This window comes from Lactivibrio alcoholicus (assembly GCF_055390895.1).
In genome coordinates this window covers 1,007,922-1,024,116 of sequence record NZ_AP042471.1, presented here as the reverse complement: position 1 = coordinate 1,024,116, position 16,195 = coordinate 1,007,922, and the positions used below count along the sequence as shown (strand labels likewise).

Annotated in this window: 16 protein-coding genes; all 16 read left to right on the top strand. The window is 64.9% G+C overall.

From position 1 onward, the window contains the following. The first annotated feature begins 36 nt into the window (after positions 1 to 36). Positions 37 to 1,998: a DUF2207 domain-containing protein gene (locus ACZ5IU_RS04935; protein ID WP_464421079.1), complete on the top strand. Its 1,962-nt coding sequence runs from the start codon at positions 37 to 39 to the stop codon at positions 1,996 to 1,998. Beyond that, entirely contained in the window at positions 1,995 to 2,549 is a 555-nt protein-coding gene (locus ACZ5IU_RS04930) for a hypothetical protein (protein WP_464421078.1), read from the top strand. The genes ACZ5IU_RS04935 and ACZ5IU_RS04930 overlap by 4 nt, the downstream gene beginning before the upstream one ends. A gap of 121 nt (positions 2,550 to 2,670) precedes the next feature. Beyond that, on the top strand, positions 2,671 to 3,351 hold the full coding sequence (locus tag ACZ5IU_RS04925) for a GntR family transcriptional regulator (RefSeq protein ID WP_464421077.1): 681 nt from the start codon (positions 2,671 to 2,673) through the stop codon (positions 3,349 to 3,351). Positions 3,352 to 3,572: 221 nt separating this feature from the next. Continuing rightward, complete coding sequence (locus ACZ5IU_RS04920; RefSeq protein ID WP_464421076.1) at positions 3,573 to 4,772, top strand: pyridoxal phosphate-dependent aminotransferase; 1,200 nt, start codon at positions 3,573 to 3,575, stop codon at positions 4,770 to 4,772. Beyond that, positions 4,769 to 5,950 carry a transketolase C-terminal domain-containing protein gene (locus tag ACZ5IU_RS04915; RefSeq protein WP_464421075.1) on the top strand — a complete coding sequence of 394 codons (1,182 nt, stop codon included), beginning with the start codon at positions 4,769 to 4,771 and terminating at the stop codon, positions 5,948 to 5,950. Before ACZ5IU_RS04920 ends, ACZ5IU_RS04915 begins: the two co-directional genes overlap by 4 nt. Beyond that, on the top strand, positions 5,947 to 6,774 hold the full coding sequence (locus tag ACZ5IU_RS04910; protein WP_464421074.1) for a thiamine pyrophosphate-dependent enzyme: 828 nt from the start codon (positions 5,947 to 5,949) through the stop codon (positions 6,772 to 6,774). The genes ACZ5IU_RS04915 and ACZ5IU_RS04910 overlap by 4 nt, the downstream gene beginning before the upstream one ends. Further along, positions 6,764 to 7,306 (top strand): 2-oxoacid:acceptor oxidoreductase family protein, encoded by a 543-nt coding sequence (locus ACZ5IU_RS04905; RefSeq protein ID WP_464421073.1) that lies wholly within the window; start codon positions 6,764 to 6,766, stop codon positions 7,304 to 7,306. Before ACZ5IU_RS04910 ends, ACZ5IU_RS04905 begins: the two co-directional genes overlap by 11 nt. Further along, positions 7,303 to 8,430: an ATP-grasp domain-containing protein gene (locus ACZ5IU_RS04900; protein ID WP_464421072.1), complete on the top strand. Its 1,128-nt coding sequence runs from the start codon at positions 7,303 to 7,305 to the stop codon at positions 8,428 to 8,430. Before ACZ5IU_RS04905 ends, ACZ5IU_RS04900 begins: the two co-directional genes overlap by 4 nt. 3 nt (positions 8,431 to 8,433) lie before the next feature. Continuing rightward, the gene (gene sucD, locus ACZ5IU_RS04895; protein ID WP_464421071.1) at positions 8,434 to 9,300 is read left to right on the top strand and encodes a succinate--CoA ligase subunit alpha; all 867 of its coding nucleotides are present in this window, start codon (positions 8,434 to 8,436) and stop codon (positions 9,298 to 9,300) included. A gap of 7 nt (positions 9,301 to 9,307) precedes the next feature. Next, positions 9,308 to 9,508: a 4Fe-4S dicluster domain-containing protein gene (locus ACZ5IU_RS04890; RefSeq protein ID WP_464421070.1), complete on the top strand. Its 201-nt coding sequence runs from the start codon at positions 9,308 to 9,310 to the stop codon at positions 9,506 to 9,508. 91 nt (positions 9,509 to 9,599) lie between these two features. Then, positions 9,600 to 10,955: an allantoinase AllB gene (gene allB, locus ACZ5IU_RS04885; protein WP_464421069.1), complete on the top strand. Its 1,356-nt coding sequence runs from the start codon at positions 9,600 to 9,602 to the stop codon at positions 10,953 to 10,955. Positions 10,956 to 11,070: 115 nt separating this feature from the next. Continuing rightward, positions 11,071 to 12,477 carry an alanine/glycine:cation symporter family protein gene (locus tag ACZ5IU_RS04880; protein ID WP_464421068.1) on the top strand — a complete coding sequence of 469 codons (1,407 nt, stop codon included), beginning with the start codon at positions 11,071 to 11,073 and terminating at the stop codon, positions 12,475 to 12,477. Between the two features lie 118 nt (positions 12,478 to 12,595). Then, positions 12,596 to 13,276 carry an aspartate/glutamate racemase family protein gene (locus ACZ5IU_RS04875; RefSeq protein ID WP_464421067.1) on the top strand — a complete coding sequence of 227 codons (681 nt, stop codon included), beginning with the start codon at positions 12,596 to 12,598 and terminating at the stop codon, positions 13,274 to 13,276. Between the two features lie 18 nt (positions 13,277 to 13,294). Next, positions 13,295 to 14,899 (top strand): N-acyl-D-amino-acid deacylase family protein, encoded by a 1,605-nt coding sequence (locus ACZ5IU_RS04870; RefSeq protein WP_464421066.1) that lies wholly within the window; start codon positions 13,295 to 13,297, stop codon positions 14,897 to 14,899. 2 nt (positions 14,900 to 14,901) lie between these two features. Further along, positions 14,902 to 15,306 carry a VOC family protein gene (locus ACZ5IU_RS04865; RefSeq protein WP_464421815.1) on the top strand — a complete coding sequence of 135 codons (405 nt, stop codon included), beginning with the start codon at positions 14,902 to 14,904 and terminating at the stop codon, positions 15,304 to 15,306. Positions 15,307 to 15,461: 155 nt separating this feature from the next. Then, positions 15,462 to 16,193 carry an aspartate/glutamate racemase family protein gene (locus ACZ5IU_RS04860; protein ID WP_464421065.1) on the top strand — a complete coding sequence of 244 codons (732 nt, stop codon included), beginning with the start codon at positions 15,462 to 15,464 and terminating at the stop codon, positions 16,191 to 16,193. Positions 16,194 to 16,195: the final 2 nt, after the last annotated feature.

The following is a 16,195-nucleotide window of genomic DNA, read 5'->3' as shown; positions in this document are numbered from 1 at the left end:
CGGCCGTCGACCACAGATCCGTAGGGAGTGATGATCATGAGAAAACTGTCGTTTCTTCTCGCCATCGTCGCTGTGATAAGCGCATTCCCGTTCGCCGCGCCGGCCGAAGAGCGCATCCTCCGGTTCGACGCCGCGGCGGAAATCCGGAGCGACGCCTCGCTCGTCGTGACGGAGTCGATCCGGTTCGTTTCGGAAGGGAAGGACATCAAACGCGGGCTCATCCGGACCATCCCGACCGACTTCACCGACGCGCAGGGAAAACGGCGCCGCGCCGGGTTCGAGGTGCTTTCGGCCGAGATCGACGGATCGCCGACGGACCTCCGCGTCGAACGGAGCGGGGGCGACCTCGACATCCGCATCGGGCGCGAAAAGACCGTTCTCGCTCCGGGCGAACACGTCATCGTCCTTGCCTATCGCACCACCGGACAGCTCGGCTTCTTCGCCGGCCACGACGAACTCTACTGGAACGTGACGGGCAACGACTGGGCGTTCACGATCGAACGGGCGACGTTCCGTCTCAAGCTCCCCGGGAGGGACTTCGGCGAGGGATTCCGGAGCGTCGACGTCTATACCGGGAAGAAGGGAGAGAAGCGCACCGACGCGCGGACCCTTCCCGACGGTTCCGTTGAGTCGACGAAACCCTTCCCGACGGGCGAAGGCTTGACGGTCGCCGTCACGTGGCCCAAGGGGATCGTCGCGCCGCCGGAGACGCCGGCCCCGCTGCTCGAACGCTGGACGCGGTCGCCTTGGAGGGCACTCCACCTGGCGATGCCGGTCGTCCTTCTCGCGCTCATGGCGGCGATCTGGTTCCGATGGGGACGCGACCCTGAAGCGAAGACCGTGATCCCGCGCTTCACGCCACCGGACGGCGTCGAGGCGGGTTTCGGCCGCTACGTCCGGACGATGCGCATCGACGACACGGCCTTCGGCGCGATGCTTCTGGGGCTCGCGGTCAAGGGGTGCGTCACGATCGAGGAACGCACCTTCGCGGCCGACCAGATGGCGAAGGCCGTTTCGGGAAGCACGGCCGGAAAGGCGTTGAAGCTGCTTTCGAAGCTGGCCGGGAGGTCGTATCGGCTCCGGCTGAGTCGGGAAAAGATCGAGAGCGCATCCCTGACGGCCGACGAGCGCTTTCTCGTCGACGAACTCTTCGGATCGACGAGAAGCGAGATCACGCTGTCGACCGCCGACCGCCCCGTGATCCGCGAGGCGTTCGCCCATGTGACGAACCGCTTCAAGGCCAGGGGGAAGCCGCTCTTCGCGTCGAATATCGGGAAGTGGTCGATCGGCGTCGTGCTGTTCGAGATCTACGCGTTCTCCATGTTCATCGCCATGATGATCGGGACGGGAGGAACTCCCGAACCTCGTTTCGAGCCGATCCTCGCGCTGATCGCAGGGCCGTTTCTGCTGCTGCCCTTTGCGATCCCGCTTCCATCGGGCAAGGGAAGCCTGTTTTCCCGTTTCTTTCTCAGGGTTTTATTCCCGGCGATCTTCCTCTTCGTGACGGCGGGCACGATCTTCGCGGGAGGTTCGAGCGGACTCGACGTCGACCCGGTGTCGGCCGTCGGCCCGATCGCGAGCATGATCATCCTGCTCGTCTTCAAGCCCCTCATGCGGAGAAGAACCATCGATGGCGCCCGGCTCGCGGAAGAGATCGAGGGGCTCAGAATGTTCATCACGACGGCCGAGAAGGAACGTCTCGAAATGATGGCACCTCCGGACGAGACGCCGCAGCTCTTCGAATCCCTGTTGCCGTGGGCCTACGCGCTCGATGCCGCGGAGACGTGGGCGAACCGTTTCGAGAGGATTCTCGCCGCGTCGCAGTACACGCCGTCGTGGTACCAGGGCGATATGGATGCGTTCGCGACGCCCGCGGGGGTCGCCGCGTTCGCGTCGACGTTCGCACAGTCCGTGAGCATGGGAACCCGTTCGTCGGGAAGCGGCGGGAGCGGCTCTTCCGGAGGCGGTGGAGGCGGCGGCGGGGGACGCGGGTGGTGAGCGCGGGAAGCGTGTTGCCGGCGCTGTTGTTGTGGATCTCTTGCGGCGCGATGGCCCTTGCCGTCCCGCTCTCCGAGGCCGCGGGAAAAGAGCTGCCGAACATTGACAGGACCCTGTATTCGCCCGAAGAGGGAGAATGTGACATCATTGCCTTCGTGGACGACGCAGGTGCGGAGGAGGCTGTTGTCAGGGACGCGCCCGGCGGAAAGATCTTCACGCGATTCCGTCGTTCGTCGGAAGCGCCAGGACAGATTGTCGTTCTGGTCGTCGGACACAGGCGGGGATGGCTCGCGGTGTCGCTGCCTGCGGGCGCCAGGGGGTGGATTTCATGCGGACCGCTGAAAGTCGGTGTCCGAAACGACGGTCCCGGTTCCGTGACGGCCCTTCGATGTCGCCCCGAAGAAGATGCCCCTGCGGTCATAGACATCTTCGGCGGCGGGGAAACAACGCTCGTTGGCGGCACCGGGAAATGGGCGCTGGTGCGCTACACGACTCCGGCGGGCATTACCGCCACGGGGTGGCTCGATCCCAGACAGGCAGTCTGTCCATAGCCGCCTGAAGGCGAGCGGCGACCAGGGGCGGCGGGCGCGGGCGCTATGATGCGGCTTGCCGGCAGGGATACCGCGGCATGATATCATTACCGCATCACAGCGCGACGACGGGGAGACGAGTATGCCGCAACGAATTGTCTTATCGATAGGAGAACAGATCTACCGGACGATCCGTGAGAAGATCATCGACAACGAGTACTCTCCGGGCGAGATACTCAGTATCGACAAGCTCGCGGAGGAGTTCGGCGTTAGCACGACCCCGGTCCGGGAGGTGCTCTTCAGGCTCGAGGGGGCGGGACTCGTCGCGATCACCCGCAACAGGGGCGCCACCGTTTCGCCGATCAACCCGGATACGGCGCATGAGGTGTGGGAGTTCCGGCGCCTGCTCGAATCGTACGCGGCTCGATTCGCGGCGACGCGATGCGACATCGGACGGATCGTGGATGTCGAGCGGAAGATTCTGGTCCTTCTCGAAAATGTCGGCGATTTCGAGCTCTACAAGGAAACCGACCGGCTGCTGCACAGACTTTTGTACGAAAACATGGGAAACCGGCTCATCAGAGAATCTCTCGATACGCTGAGCGACCACGCGCGACGGATCCGCTACTTCGCAGAGAGCCTTCCGTTCCGCGAAGAGGTGATCGAGCGGGTGTCGCGGGAACACCTGAAAATCATAGAGGCGCTGAAGCGGCGCGACGCGGGAGCGTCGGAGGCCGCAGTCTTCGAGCATCTCGAGCACGCCGAGGAACGAACGCTCGACGCGCTCGCCAGGAGTTCCTGCTCCGGCGCTGTCGACGAGTAGCGATCCCGGACGGGATCGGGAGAGACATGCGGGGATCCGCCCTCGAGGGCGGATCCCCCTTTTTTATTCTCCGAAAATCGCATTCCGACCGCTGACTTCCAGGAAAAGCGTCTCAATCCGTCATAATCGAATACAATATATTTGACATGATCGTTTTGACGTGATACCGTATTCCCGCTGTTCGACACTATCCGAATCTTCGGATGGGGAGGGAATTTCGAGTGAATTCGTTTTTATCTGATGTCATGAGTCAGATCACCCCTTCGGCCACCGAGAAGACCTCGGCGCTCGCAAACCGGATGCGGCGCGAGGGAATCGACGTGATCAGCTTCGCTCAGGGGGAACCGGATTTCGATACCCCGGAGAATATCCGCGAGGCGGGATGCGGTGCGATCCGCGGAGGATTCACGCGCTACACGGATGTCCCCGGGATTCCGGAACTCAAGGACGCCATCGCGGAGAAGTTCCGGCGCGAAAACGGACTCTCCTACGACCGGGACGAGATCATCGCGAGCAACGGGGGAAAGCAGATTCTGTATCTGCTCTTCCGCTGCGTCTGCAATCCCGGTGACGAGGTCATTCTTCCGACGCCCTGCTACGTGAGCTATGCGGATCAGATCCGTCTCTCGGGCGGCGTTCCGGTGTTTGCGCCGACATCAGAGGCCCGCGCCTTCCGGTTGTGCGCCAATGACATCCGTCCGCATCTGAGCGCCAGGACGAAGGTCGTTGTCGTCAACTCGCCCAACAATCCCACGGGCGCGATCTGCACCGGAGAGGATCTTCGGGAGATCGCCGCGCTGTCGGAGGAGCGGGATCTTCTGGTGGTGACGGACGAGGTCTACGAACATCTGCTCTACGACGGCGTCCGACACGTCAGTTTCGCGTCGCTGGACAGTGGCGCGAAGAGGCGGACGATCACCGTGAACAGTCTTTCGAAGACATACGCGATGACCGGGTGGCGCATCGGGTTCGCCGGAGGTCCGGCCCCTCTCATAGGAGCCATGTCGAAGCTCCAGGGGCACGTCTCGGGCAACGTGAACTCCGTGACGCAGAAGGCCGCGATCGAGGCGTTGCGGGGACCGCAGGACGCCGTCGAGGTCATGCGGACGCGCTACGAATCCCGGAGGAATCTGATGATGGAGCTCGTTGACGCGATCCCGGGGCTCCGTGCGGTCACGCCGCAGGGAGCCTTCTACCTCTTCACCGACGTCCGCGGACTGTACGGCAGGAGCTGGAAGGGCGGTGTCCTCGGGAACGACATCGACGTCGCGGAGTTTCTGCTCGCCGAGGCGCACGTCGCCGTCGTTCCCGGAGAGGCGTTCGCGTACGGCGGATTCGTCAGATTCGTCTTCGCGAAGGGCGAGAGCGTCATCCGGGAGGGGCTCGGGCGGGTCGCCCGGGTGATCGGAGCTCTCAGATGAAGGAACGCGGGAGACGCGTCCTGAGCGGCGTCCATTTCATGATGGGGAACCACGCCGCTGTCGAGGGCGCGATCGCGGCGGGGTGCGATTTCTTCGCGGGGTATCCCATCACTCCGGCGAACGAGATCTCCGAGCGGATGGCGTCCAGGCTGCCCGAGGTCGGAGGCGTTTTCGTCCAGGGAGAGGACGAACTGTGTTCCGTCTACGCGCTCTCCGGCGCGTCGCTCTCGGGCGCGCGGGCGATGACCGCGACGGCGAGCGCCGGATTCAACTACATGCAGGAGGGCATCGGCTACGCCGTTTCCGTCGAGGCGCCGATCGTGATTCTCGACGTCATGCGGTGCCGGGGGGAGAACTTCGCGACGCAGGCGGATGTCATGCAGCTCAAGTGGGGGCACAGCGGCGACTCAGAGTTCATCGTGCTCGCGCCCTCTTCCGTTCAGGAGCTCTTCGATTTCACGGTCCGTGCGTTCAACCTCGCGGCGCAGTACAGGACGCCGGTCATCGTGATGTCCGAAACTACGATCGCGCTGATGCGCGAGCGTCTCGTGATCCCGGAAAAGGATGCGATCCCGATCGTCAGGCCGCGGCCGGCGGCGCTTCCGCCCGAAGGCGCGGCATACGATCGTCCCTTCGCGGCCCCCGGATACGGAGTTCCGGACTTCGCGCGTCTCGGCGACGGGTATCGCGTGATCCATTCGCTGAACCCGCACGACGAACGCGGCTCGATTGAGTGGGATCCGGACGTTTTCGAGCGCCTGTACGAGCGGATCTGCGGCAAGGTGCTGCGCGACCGGAAGGTCATCTCGACGACGCACGCCTTCCAGATGGACGACGCGGAGATCGCGCTCGTGGCGTACGGGAGCGAGGTACGCCCGTGCATCGAGGCGATGGACGCGGCCCGCGAAGCGGGCGCCAGGGTCGGCGTCCTCAAGCTCGACGCCGTGTGGCCCGTTCCGGAAGAGGCGATCGCCGACGTGTCGCGTCACGTGAAGAAGCTCTTCACGGTGGAGATGAACCGGGGAAAGTATGCCGGCGAGGTCGAGCGCGTCTGCGCCGGAAGGTGCGAAACCGGGAGGATCACGCGAAATCGGGGGCTGATCCATTCGCCTTCGGAAATTCTCGCGGCGATCGGAACGAGAGCGGCCTGTCCGGGGGCCGGGGAGGGACCACGATGACCGTCATCAATCCGTTGCGGCGATATATCAGGGGCGGACGACTGCCGCACTTCTTCTGCCCGGGCTGCGGATGCGGCCAGGTGCTCAATACCTTTCTCCGGGCAGTGGAGAAGACGGGGTTCGACCTGCGACATTCAGTGTGTATCGGCGGCGTCGGCTGCACGGCGCGCATTCCCGTCTACCTCGACTGCGATGTCCTTCACGGTGTCCATGGCCGGACGTTCGCCTGGGCGACCGGGATCAAGCTGCACCGTCCGGAGCTTCCCGTCGTGATCTTCGCGGGGGACGGCGACGCCGCGTCCATCGGCGGCAACCACCTGATCCACGCGGCGCGGCGAAACCTCGACGTGACGGTCTTCGTCGTGAACAATTTCAACTTCGCGATGACAGGCGGACAGGTCGCGCCGATGACTCCGGAAGGATCGGTGACGATGACGACGCCGTACGGAAGCGCGGAACCCGAGTTCGATCTCTGCAGGCTCGTCGCGGCGGCCGGAGGAAGCTACGTCGCGCGGGGAAGCACGACCGATCTCTCGGGGCTTCTCGGGCTCATGATCCGGGCGATCGGGCGCAAGGGGTTCTCGCTCGTCGAGATCCTCTCGCAGTGCCCGACGCATTTCGGAAGGTACGCTCTCGGGAGCGGCGACCCCGCGAAGACGCTCGAGTGGATGGATTCCAGGCAGATTTCGGCGGCGAAGGCGAAAGGGGCACTCCCCGATTCTTTGAAGGAGAAGTACGTCCTCGGCGAGTTCGCCGACGCGGAACGGCCGGTCTTCCTCGGGACGACCCGCTGCGGGAAGGAGGGTGGACGGAATGGGGACTAAAAGCGTGCGCTTCTGCGGTTTCGGGGGGCAGGGCGTCGTCCTCGCGTCCGTGGTCCTCGGCGAGGCGATCGTGAAGGGGCACGGGCTCCACGCCGCGCAGACGCAGTCGTACGGGTCGGAGGCGCGCGGAGGCGCCTGTCAGGCCGAACTCCTCTTTTCGGACTCGCCGATTCTGACGCCGATCCGGACTCTTTCGGACATTCTCGTCGCGCTCTTTCAGACCGCCTACAACACGTACCGGGAACGGGTCGTTCCTGCAGGGCTCGTGATCGTCGACCGGGATCTCGCGCCGGATGTCCGAAGCGACGGAGTCGATCTCAGGCGCGTCCCGGCGACCGAGACGGCCGTGTCGCACGGAAGCCGTATGGCGGCGAACATGGTCATGCTCGGGTATCTGCAGGCGGCCGCGGGGATCGTCACGCGGGAGAGCCTCGCGCAGGCGATCACGGACAACGCGCCGCGACGGTTCCTCGATATCAATCTGAAGGCGCTCGACGCCGGAATTTCGCTCGCGAAGGAGGGCATCCGATGAGACTTCTCGAATGCCAGGGCAAGGAACTCTTCCGCGAGGCGGGAATCTCTGTTCCGAAAGGCTCCGTGCTCCCGCTCTCCGGGCCGGTCGCCGCGGAGTCGTACCCTGTCGTCGCCAAGGCGCAGGTGCTTGCGGGCGGCCGGGGAAAGGCGGGCGGCGTGCGCGTCTGCAGGACGCAGGAGGAACTCCGCGAAGCGGCGCGCGATATCTCCGCGCTCAGGATCCGGGAACTTCCGGTTCGGGGCCTTCTGCTCGAGGAAGCGCTCGAGATCGAGAAAGAGTATTACCTCGCGTGTCTCATCGACGGCGCAGCCGGTTGTCCCGTCCTGATCGCCTCCGCCGAGGGCGGGACGGAGATCGAGTCCGTCGCGGAAATGACGCCGGAGAAGATCCTGAGAATTCCCGTCCACCCCTCCTATGGCCTGTCGGATTTCCATGTCCGGCGCGCGGCGCGCTTTCTCGGCTGCGGCCGGGAGCGGGAACTTGCGGATCTTCTGCGGAAGATGCTGAAGGTCATGTCCGATTCGGACGCGACGCTCGTCGAGATCAATCCGCTCGTCGAGACGCCGAAGGGTCTCGTCGCCCTGGATTCGAAGATGAATCTCGACGATCACGCGTTCCGGCGTCGCCGGGACCTCTTCGAACGCCTCCACGCGGCGCAGGTGGCCCTGATCGGCTGCGACGCCGACCCTGTCGGCGAAGGGGACACGATCACGTATGTCCCGATGGACGGGACGGTGGGGCTGATCTCCGACGGAGCGGGCACGGGAATGCTCTCGCTCGACCTCATCGTCGACGCCGGGGGGCGTCCCGCGGATTTCTGCGAAATGGGAGGTCTTACGGACGCGGACGTCATGTATCGCGCGATCGATCGGGTCCTGTCCGCGCCGGGCGTGCGCAGCCTGTTGATCGTCCTGATCGGCGGCTTCGTGCGGATGGACGAAATGGCGGAGGGAATCGCGAGGTATCACGGGGAGCACCAGGAGCACGCGCCGTTCGTGGTTCGCCTGTGCGGAACGAAAGAGGCCGAAGGACGCCGGATCATGGCGGAGGCGGGGCTCGAAACGCGCGACGATTTGCAGGCATCCGTCAGGGAAGCCGTGGAACGTGCGGGGAGGGCATAGGGAATGGCGATTCTGATCGACGGGAACACGCGTCTGGTCGTCCAGGGGATCACGGGAACCTCGGGGCTTCTCCAGACGAAGGTCATGATCGACTACGGGACGAACGTCGTCGCCGGGGTCACTCCCGGCAAAGGGGGGCGAACCGTCGAGGGCGTGCCCGTCTACGACTTCGTCGGAGACGCCGTCAGGGAACATGGCGCGAACGCGCTGATCAGTTTCGTTCCGCCGATGTTCGCGTGGGACGCGGCGCGGGAATCCGTGGACGCCGGAGTGGAGCTTCTCGTGCTCACGATGGAGGGCATTCCGCTGCACGACGCGACGAGGATTCTTGCCTACGCGAAAGAACGCGGAACGCGCGTCGTCGGACCGGGGACCGCTGGAATCATCTCGCCCGGAAAGAGCAAGGTCGGCGCGCATCCGGCCCGGATGTTCGCGCCCGGGGATGTCGGCGTCGTATCGAAAAGCGGCGCGCTTTCCTACGAAATCGGCAAAACGCTCACGGACGCCGGGATCGGGCAATCGACGGTCGTCGCGCTTGGCGGAGGTCCGCTCTGGGGGACGACGCAGCGGGAGGTGATCGCTCTTTTCAACGACGACCCCGAGACACGGGTCATCCTTCTTCTCGGCGAGATCGGCGGATCGATGGAGGACGACGCGGCGGAATACATCGGGCAATGCGTCGAGAAGCCCGTCGTCGCGCTGATCGTCGGCCGTTCGGCGCCGAAGGGGCGTTCTCTGGGGCACGCCGGGGCGATCGTCACCGGATCGAAGGGGACCGCCGAGGCGAAGATGCGGCGTCTGACCGAAGCCGGCGTCACGATCGCCCGGACGCCCGCTGAGGTCGTCGAAACCATCGGGAAGATGAGGTGATGTCCGGATGAAAGTTCATGTCGACCGGGAGGTCTGCAAGGGGTGCGGGCTCTGCGTCGCGTTTTGCCCGGCCGGAGTTTTCCGGATCGGCGCGGAGACGAACAAAAAGGGATATGCGTTCGTCGTAGCGCCGGACGAATCAAAGTGCGTCGGATGCGGCCGTTGCGAAGCCAGCTGTCCGGATCTGGCGCTGTTTATCGAACGGTGACGCAGGGCGGGGTCCTTCCGGTCACGACCGGAGAGCGATTCCCGCTCTTTTCGCATACGCACAATCCGCATCGTGAGGGGGCAAATCGAACATGCTGGATATGGTCATTGAGAAGGGGCTCGTGGTGCTGCCCGGAGGGGCGCGGCGGGTTTCCGTGGGAGTCCTCGACGGAAAAATCGTCGAAGTCGCGGCTCCGGGACGGGAACTCAAGGGAAATACCGTGATCGACGCGACGGGACGCGTGGTGCTGCCCGGTCTTGTGGACGGGCACGTCCATGCGGGGCACGGCACGCCGGACAGGGAGTCGTTCGCGTGCGCATCGAAAGCGGCGGTCGCGGGCGGTATTACGACGATCGTGGAAATGCCGCTCTCCGAGCCGAGCACGGTGACGGTCCGGGCGCTCGAAGACAAGAAGGCGTCGGCGTCCGAACAGTGCGTCGTGGATTTCGCGCTCTACAGCGGCGTCCTGCCGGGGCGTTTCGACGATATCGAGCCGACGTTCCGCGCCGGGGCGCAGGCGTTCAAGGCGTTCATGTGCCGCTGTTCGAACTATCCGATGACCGATGACGGGACGCTGCTCCGGGGGATGCGGAAAGTCGGGGAACTCGGCGGCGTGGTCTGCGTCCACGCGGAGAACGACACTCTCATCCAGGAACTCGTCGACCGCTTTCGCGCCGAGGGACGGAAGGATGCGCGGGCGTTCATCGACTCGCATCCGGAGTACTCGGAACTCGAGGCGGTCCATCGACTGCTCTTTCTCGCGGAGCAGGCGCCGGAGTGCGCTGTCCACGTGTGCCACATGAGCGTGGCCTCCGGAGTCAGGTTCATCCGGGAGGCGCGGGGGCGCGGCGTGACGAACGTCACCTGCGAGACCTGCCCGCAGTACCTCGGACTGACGGAAGACGATCTCGTCCGCGTCGGCGCGTTCGCCAAGTGCGATCCTCCGGTGCGGTCCCGCGAGACTGTGGACGCGATGTGGGGATACGTTCTCGGCGGTACGGTCGATATCGTGGCGACCGACCACTCGCCGCATCCCGCGGCTCGGAAGACCGGGCGGGAAGATGACTTCTGGACCGTCGCGGAGGGATGCACGGGGCTTCAGACGATGCTGCCGGTTCTCTTGACGCAGGGACGGCCCCGCGGACTTACGTGGGAGCGCCTCGCGGAGCTGTGCGCGTCGCGTCCGTCGGAGATTTTCGGAGTCGCGGACCGCAAGGGGCGGATCGAACCGGGGCTCGACGCGGACTTCGCGATCGTCGATCCGGACGTCTCGTGGATCTTGCGCGAAAACGACCTCTTCTATCTCAACCCCGCGAGTCCTCATACGGGTGAAACCTTCACGGGCCGCGTCGCGGAAACGATCCTGCGCGGGCAGGTCGTGTACCGCGACGGGGCGATCCTCGCGCCGGAGGGACTCGGCCGCTTCCTCCCGATGCGGCGGGGATAGCACGGAGACTGCGTTCGTTGGAGGGGGTGAAACGGACTCCCTGCGTATGTTTCCGAAATGGCGACGACGGACCGAAAGGTTTTTTCATTCATGAGTTCGACAAGGGGGAATAGAAGTGGACGCAATTCTTGATATGGCGGGGAAAACAGCGGATCTGCTCTGGGGGCCGTGGACGCTCGCCCTCATCGCGGTCGTGGCCGTAACGTTCACTCTTCGGACGGGATTCTTCCAGTTTATCGGGTTCGGAACGATCATGCGGAACACCTTGGGCAAGATGTGGGACAAGGGAAGGGGAAAGGGCGGCATGTCTCCCTTCCAGGCGGCGACGACCGCGCTCGCGAGCACCGTCGGCATGGGCAACGTCGCCGGGGTCGCGACGGCGATCGCCGTGGGCGGGCCGGGCGCGATCTTCTGGATGTGGCTCTTCGCGCTGCTTGGAATGATCTCGAAGGTCGTCGAAGTCACGCTGGCGGTTCACTACCGGAACGTCAACCCCGACGGGACGACGCTCGGCGGCCCGATGTACTACGTCGAAAAGGGCCTCGGAATGACGTGGCTCGCGAAGCTCATCAGCTTCGGTCTCTTCGTCAACGCGATCCTCGCCGCAGGATTGTTGCAGCCGCACACGGTCGGGCGCGCCTTCCTGAGTTCCTACGGAATCGATCCGTACGTCACGTGCGGACTTCTCGCCGTCGTTACGGGCGTCACGGTCATCGGCGGCGTAAAGCGCATCGGGAAGGTCTGCGAAACGATGGTGCCGTTCATGTCGATCGTCTATATCATCGCGGCCGTGGTCCTGTTCGCGGTCAACGCAAAGGCGATCCCTCACGTCTTCGGCCTGATCTTTTCGAGCGCCTTCGCGCCGTCCCCAGCGATGGGCGGTTTCGCCGGAGCCGCGGTCGCCGCCGCGATTCAGAAGGGCGTCTCCCGCGGGATGCTCTCGAACGAGGCCGGTCTGGGCACCGCGCCGATGGCGCACGCCACCGCGACGACGGAGCACCCCTTTGAGCAGGGAATGTGGGGCGCTTTCGAAGTCTTCTTCGACACGATCGTCATCTGCACGGTCACGGCGTTCGCGATCCTCTCGACGGGCGCGATCGAAAGCGGGACTTCCGGCGTCGAGCTGACGCTCAGGGCCTTCGGCGCGGTCTTCCCCCCGGCTCTGGCGCAGGGACTGATCTCGTTCATCATCCTGTTCTTCTGTCTTTCGACGCAGATCGGATTCTTCATCTACTACGAAACCGCGACCGTCTATCTGTTCGGCCAGGGGTCGATGTCGGTCATGAAATGGGTTTATCTTCTTCCTGGAATCGTCTTCGCGGGCGTGGCGAACGTCGACCGTCTCTGGGTCTTCGCGGACGTCGCCACGGGGCTGTGCGCGATCCCCAACCTGATCGCGATCATGTTGCTCGGCGGCGTGTTCATGACGCTTATGAGAGACTGGAAATCCGGCGAGCGGAAGTACGCGACGGCCATCGTGGACGAGAAACGCGCCTACGTCTCGAACCGGAGCCGGGGATAGACGGCCCGAAGCCGCGAATATCGGTGCGGACCTAAGGGCGGGAGGCGGCTCGCTTCCCGCCCTTTCCCGTGAGGCGACCCCGGGAAACGGATACAATACGAAAGGAAGGTATGCGGACATGAAGCTTCTTGTCATCAATCCGAACAGCGATACGTCATTTACGCGTCTCATCGACGCGACGGCGCGAAAGACGGCGTCGCCCGGGACGGAACTGACATGCGTCAACGCGCCGGACGCCCCGGCGTTCATCGAGAACTACAGGGAATGGGCGCTGTGCGCGCCGGGGATGCTCCGCGTCCTCGAAGAACACGGCGGCGCTTTCGACGCGGCGATCGTTGCATGCACGTGCGACGTGAACATCGACCTGCTTCGAGAGGCGACCGACCGGCCGGTTCTCGGCGTCGGGGAGTGTTCGTTCCTGATGGCGATGACGCTCGGCGAGCGCTTCTCCGTCTTGCAGACGTCGGAACGCTCCGTTCCGATGAAGCGGCTCATGATCCGGCGTCTGGGGCTCGAGGCGCGGTGCGCGTCGGTGCGGTCGGTCGACGAGCGGGCGACCGGCGAGACGCTCGAAGAGCGGATGACCGACGCGGGACGCCTCGCCGTGGAACGCGACGGCGCGGAAGTCCTCACGCTCGGGTGCGCGGGGCTCTCGGGCCTCGATCGCCGGGTGTCCGACGCACTCGGCGTCCCCGTGATCGATGGCGTGGGCGTCGCGGTTCCGATGGCGGAAGCGCTGGTTCGCTGCGGCCATCGGACGAGTAAGGTCGGACGCTTCCGCTACGAGTCGATATCCTGAGTTTGGGAGGAACGACGAATGTTCGACTGTATTCTGCGAAACGCGACGATAGCCGACGGAACGGGCCGAGAACGCTTCCGGACAGACGTGGCCCTCGCCGGCGACCGGATCGCGAAAATCGGCGATCTCGGTCCCGGAGAAGCGACCGCGTCGGAAATTGACTGCTCGGAGATGGTGCTCACACCCGGCTTCATCGACATGCACAGCCATACGGACCTCGAATTCTTCCGCGCCGCGCCGCCGGAGGCGAAGATACGACAGGGCGTCACGACCGAGCTTCTCGGGCAGGACGGCCTAGGGACGGCTCCCGTCCGCGACGATACGTTGCCCGTCGTGCGCGACCTTCTGGCCGGGCTCGACGGCGTCCTTCCGGAGGAAAAATGGAGCTGGAGGACGTTCGGGCAATACCTCGCCGCGCTCGAAAAGAGGGGAGTGCCGAACAACGTCGCGGTCCTGCTTTCGCATGGCCCCGTGCGGATCGAATCGCTCGGGATGGCCGAGCGGGGCGCGACGAAGGAAGAACTCGCCGCAATGTGCGCCACGGTCCGCGACTGTATGCGGGAGGGGGCGTTCGGACTTTCGACGGGGCTCATCTACCCCCCGTGCCCCTACGGCGATGCGGACGAACTCATAGCGCTGAACCGGGAAGTCGCGGCCCAGGGCGGCATCTTCGTCGTGCATCAGCGCGACGAGGGGTATTACCTGTCGCGATCGTTCGACGAAGTCGCACGGATCTCCATGGAGTCGGGCGCGCACCTCGAGATTTCCCACTGGCAGGCGTACGGGAAGGTGAACTGGCCGCTCATGGACGTCGTTATGGAGAAGGCCGAACGATTCGCCGCGGAGGGAGGAAGCATCTCCTGGGACCGGTATCCCTATCTCGCGGGGAGCACCGTCCTGACGGCCGTCCTGCCGACCTGGACCTTCAACGAGGGGACGGCCGCGCTTGTCCGGAACCTATCGAATCCGGCCTTCCGCGCGCGGATCCGCGAGGAATTCACGAAGGGACTCGATGTCTGGCACAACAGGCAAATCTCGGTCGGCTGGGAGAACATCGTCGTGACCGCGGTCCAGCTGGAAAAGAACCGATGGATGGAGGGCCGGAGCTGCCGGGCGATTGCGGACGAACAGCGAAAAAACCCCGTCGACGCCGTTATGGATCTTCTCGCGGAGGAGAAGCTCGCGGTGACGATGATCAGCTTCTACGGTTCGGACGACATCATGGACAGGGTCATCGGGCACCGGCTCGGAACGGTGGGGAGCGACGGGATCTACGGCGGACGTCCGCACCCGAGACTCTACGGAACGTATCCCTGCTACTTCCGGCGTTTCGTGCGGGAGAAGAAGCTGCTCCGTCTCGAAGAAGCCGTGCGCAAGGTCACGGGCTATCCGGCGTCGATCCTCGGAATCGGCGACCGGGGGACGATCGCCGAAGGCAAGAAGGCGGACATCGTGCTCTTCGACCCCGATACGATCGCCGACAGGGCGACCTATGAGGACCCGATACAGTTTCCGACGGGCGTTTCGCATGTCTTCGTCAACGGGCGGGCCGTCGTGACGCCGGAGGGATATACGGGCGAACTGCCGGGGCAGGTGCTTCGGCGGGGGAGGCGCCTCTCGTGACGATGTCGCCCGCCTCGCAGATCACGTTCCTCTATTTCGAGGATCTTGCGGAACCGGCGCGTTTCTTCGAAGAATGCCTCGGATTCGAATGCGCCGACGATCAGGGGACGTGCCGGATCTACCGGGTCGCGGAGGGGGCCTTCGTCGGGGTCGTGGCGGGGAAGTCGGGACACTGCCGTCCGCAGCCGGAGAGCGCGGTTCTCGTGACGTTCGTCACGGACGATCTCGCCGGATGGCGCGACAGGGTGGCTGCGTACGGATCGCGCGACCTCACGGAGATCCGCCGACCGGCGTCGTTCCCGGTCGAGTGCTTCTTCTTCCGCGGCCCCGGGGGATATCACTTCGAGGTGCAGCGCTTTCTGTCGCCCGATGTCCGGCGGCGGTTCGGGCAACCCAACGCCGGCTGACGCCATTTCTGGGGCGCCGGACGCCGCTCGCGGCGTGAAAACGACCGCCCGATATGCCGGACAGTTGCTTTGCGGTATCATATTTTTCAGGGCGATGTCCCGCGTTCCGTTCAGAGGAAGGGACGCACGACTTCGGAGAAGGGGGCTTTTTGGTCATGAACGGCAACGGAAACGACGATGCGACAATGTGCCCGACGACGATCCTCGGCGTCCTCGGCGGGCTTGGACCGGCCGCGAGCGCGGACTTCCTTCGCCTGCTCGCGCGACTCGCGCCGGCGGAGCGCGACCAGGACCACCCGGTCGTCTATATGTATTCCAACCCGCAGATCCCCGACCGGAGCGCCGCGATCCTCGGCCGCGGGCCGAGTCCCGAAGGCGACCTGAAGAAGGGGCTTCTCGAACTCTGCCGCTGGGGGGCGGGACTGCTCGCCGTTCCGTGCAACACGGCGCACTTCTTCATCGACCGCTTCCGCAGCGAGCTTCCGGTCCCGCTCGTCCACATCGTCGACGCGACCGTGACGCGCGCGATGCGTGCGAGTCCCCGGGGCGCGTGGCTCATCGCGACGGGAGGGACCATGGCGAGCGGGCTCTACCCGAAGAAGGCGGCGGAACTGGGGTACCGCTTTCTCGAACCGGGAGACGACGTGAAGGCGCTCGTCACGGACGCGATCGCGCTCGTGAAGGCCGGTCGCCTGCCCGAGAGCGGAGATGTCATGAAGACGATCGTCGCGCGGCTGCGCGCCGCGGCGGACCTCCCTGTCGTGGGGGCCTGCACGGAGCTGCCGCTCGCGTACGACGCCTCGGGGCTGCCCCCCGAGGGGATGGTTTCGAGCCTCGACAGCCTCGCCCGGGAGTGCGTCGGGCGACTCTACGGAAGGGAGATATGAAG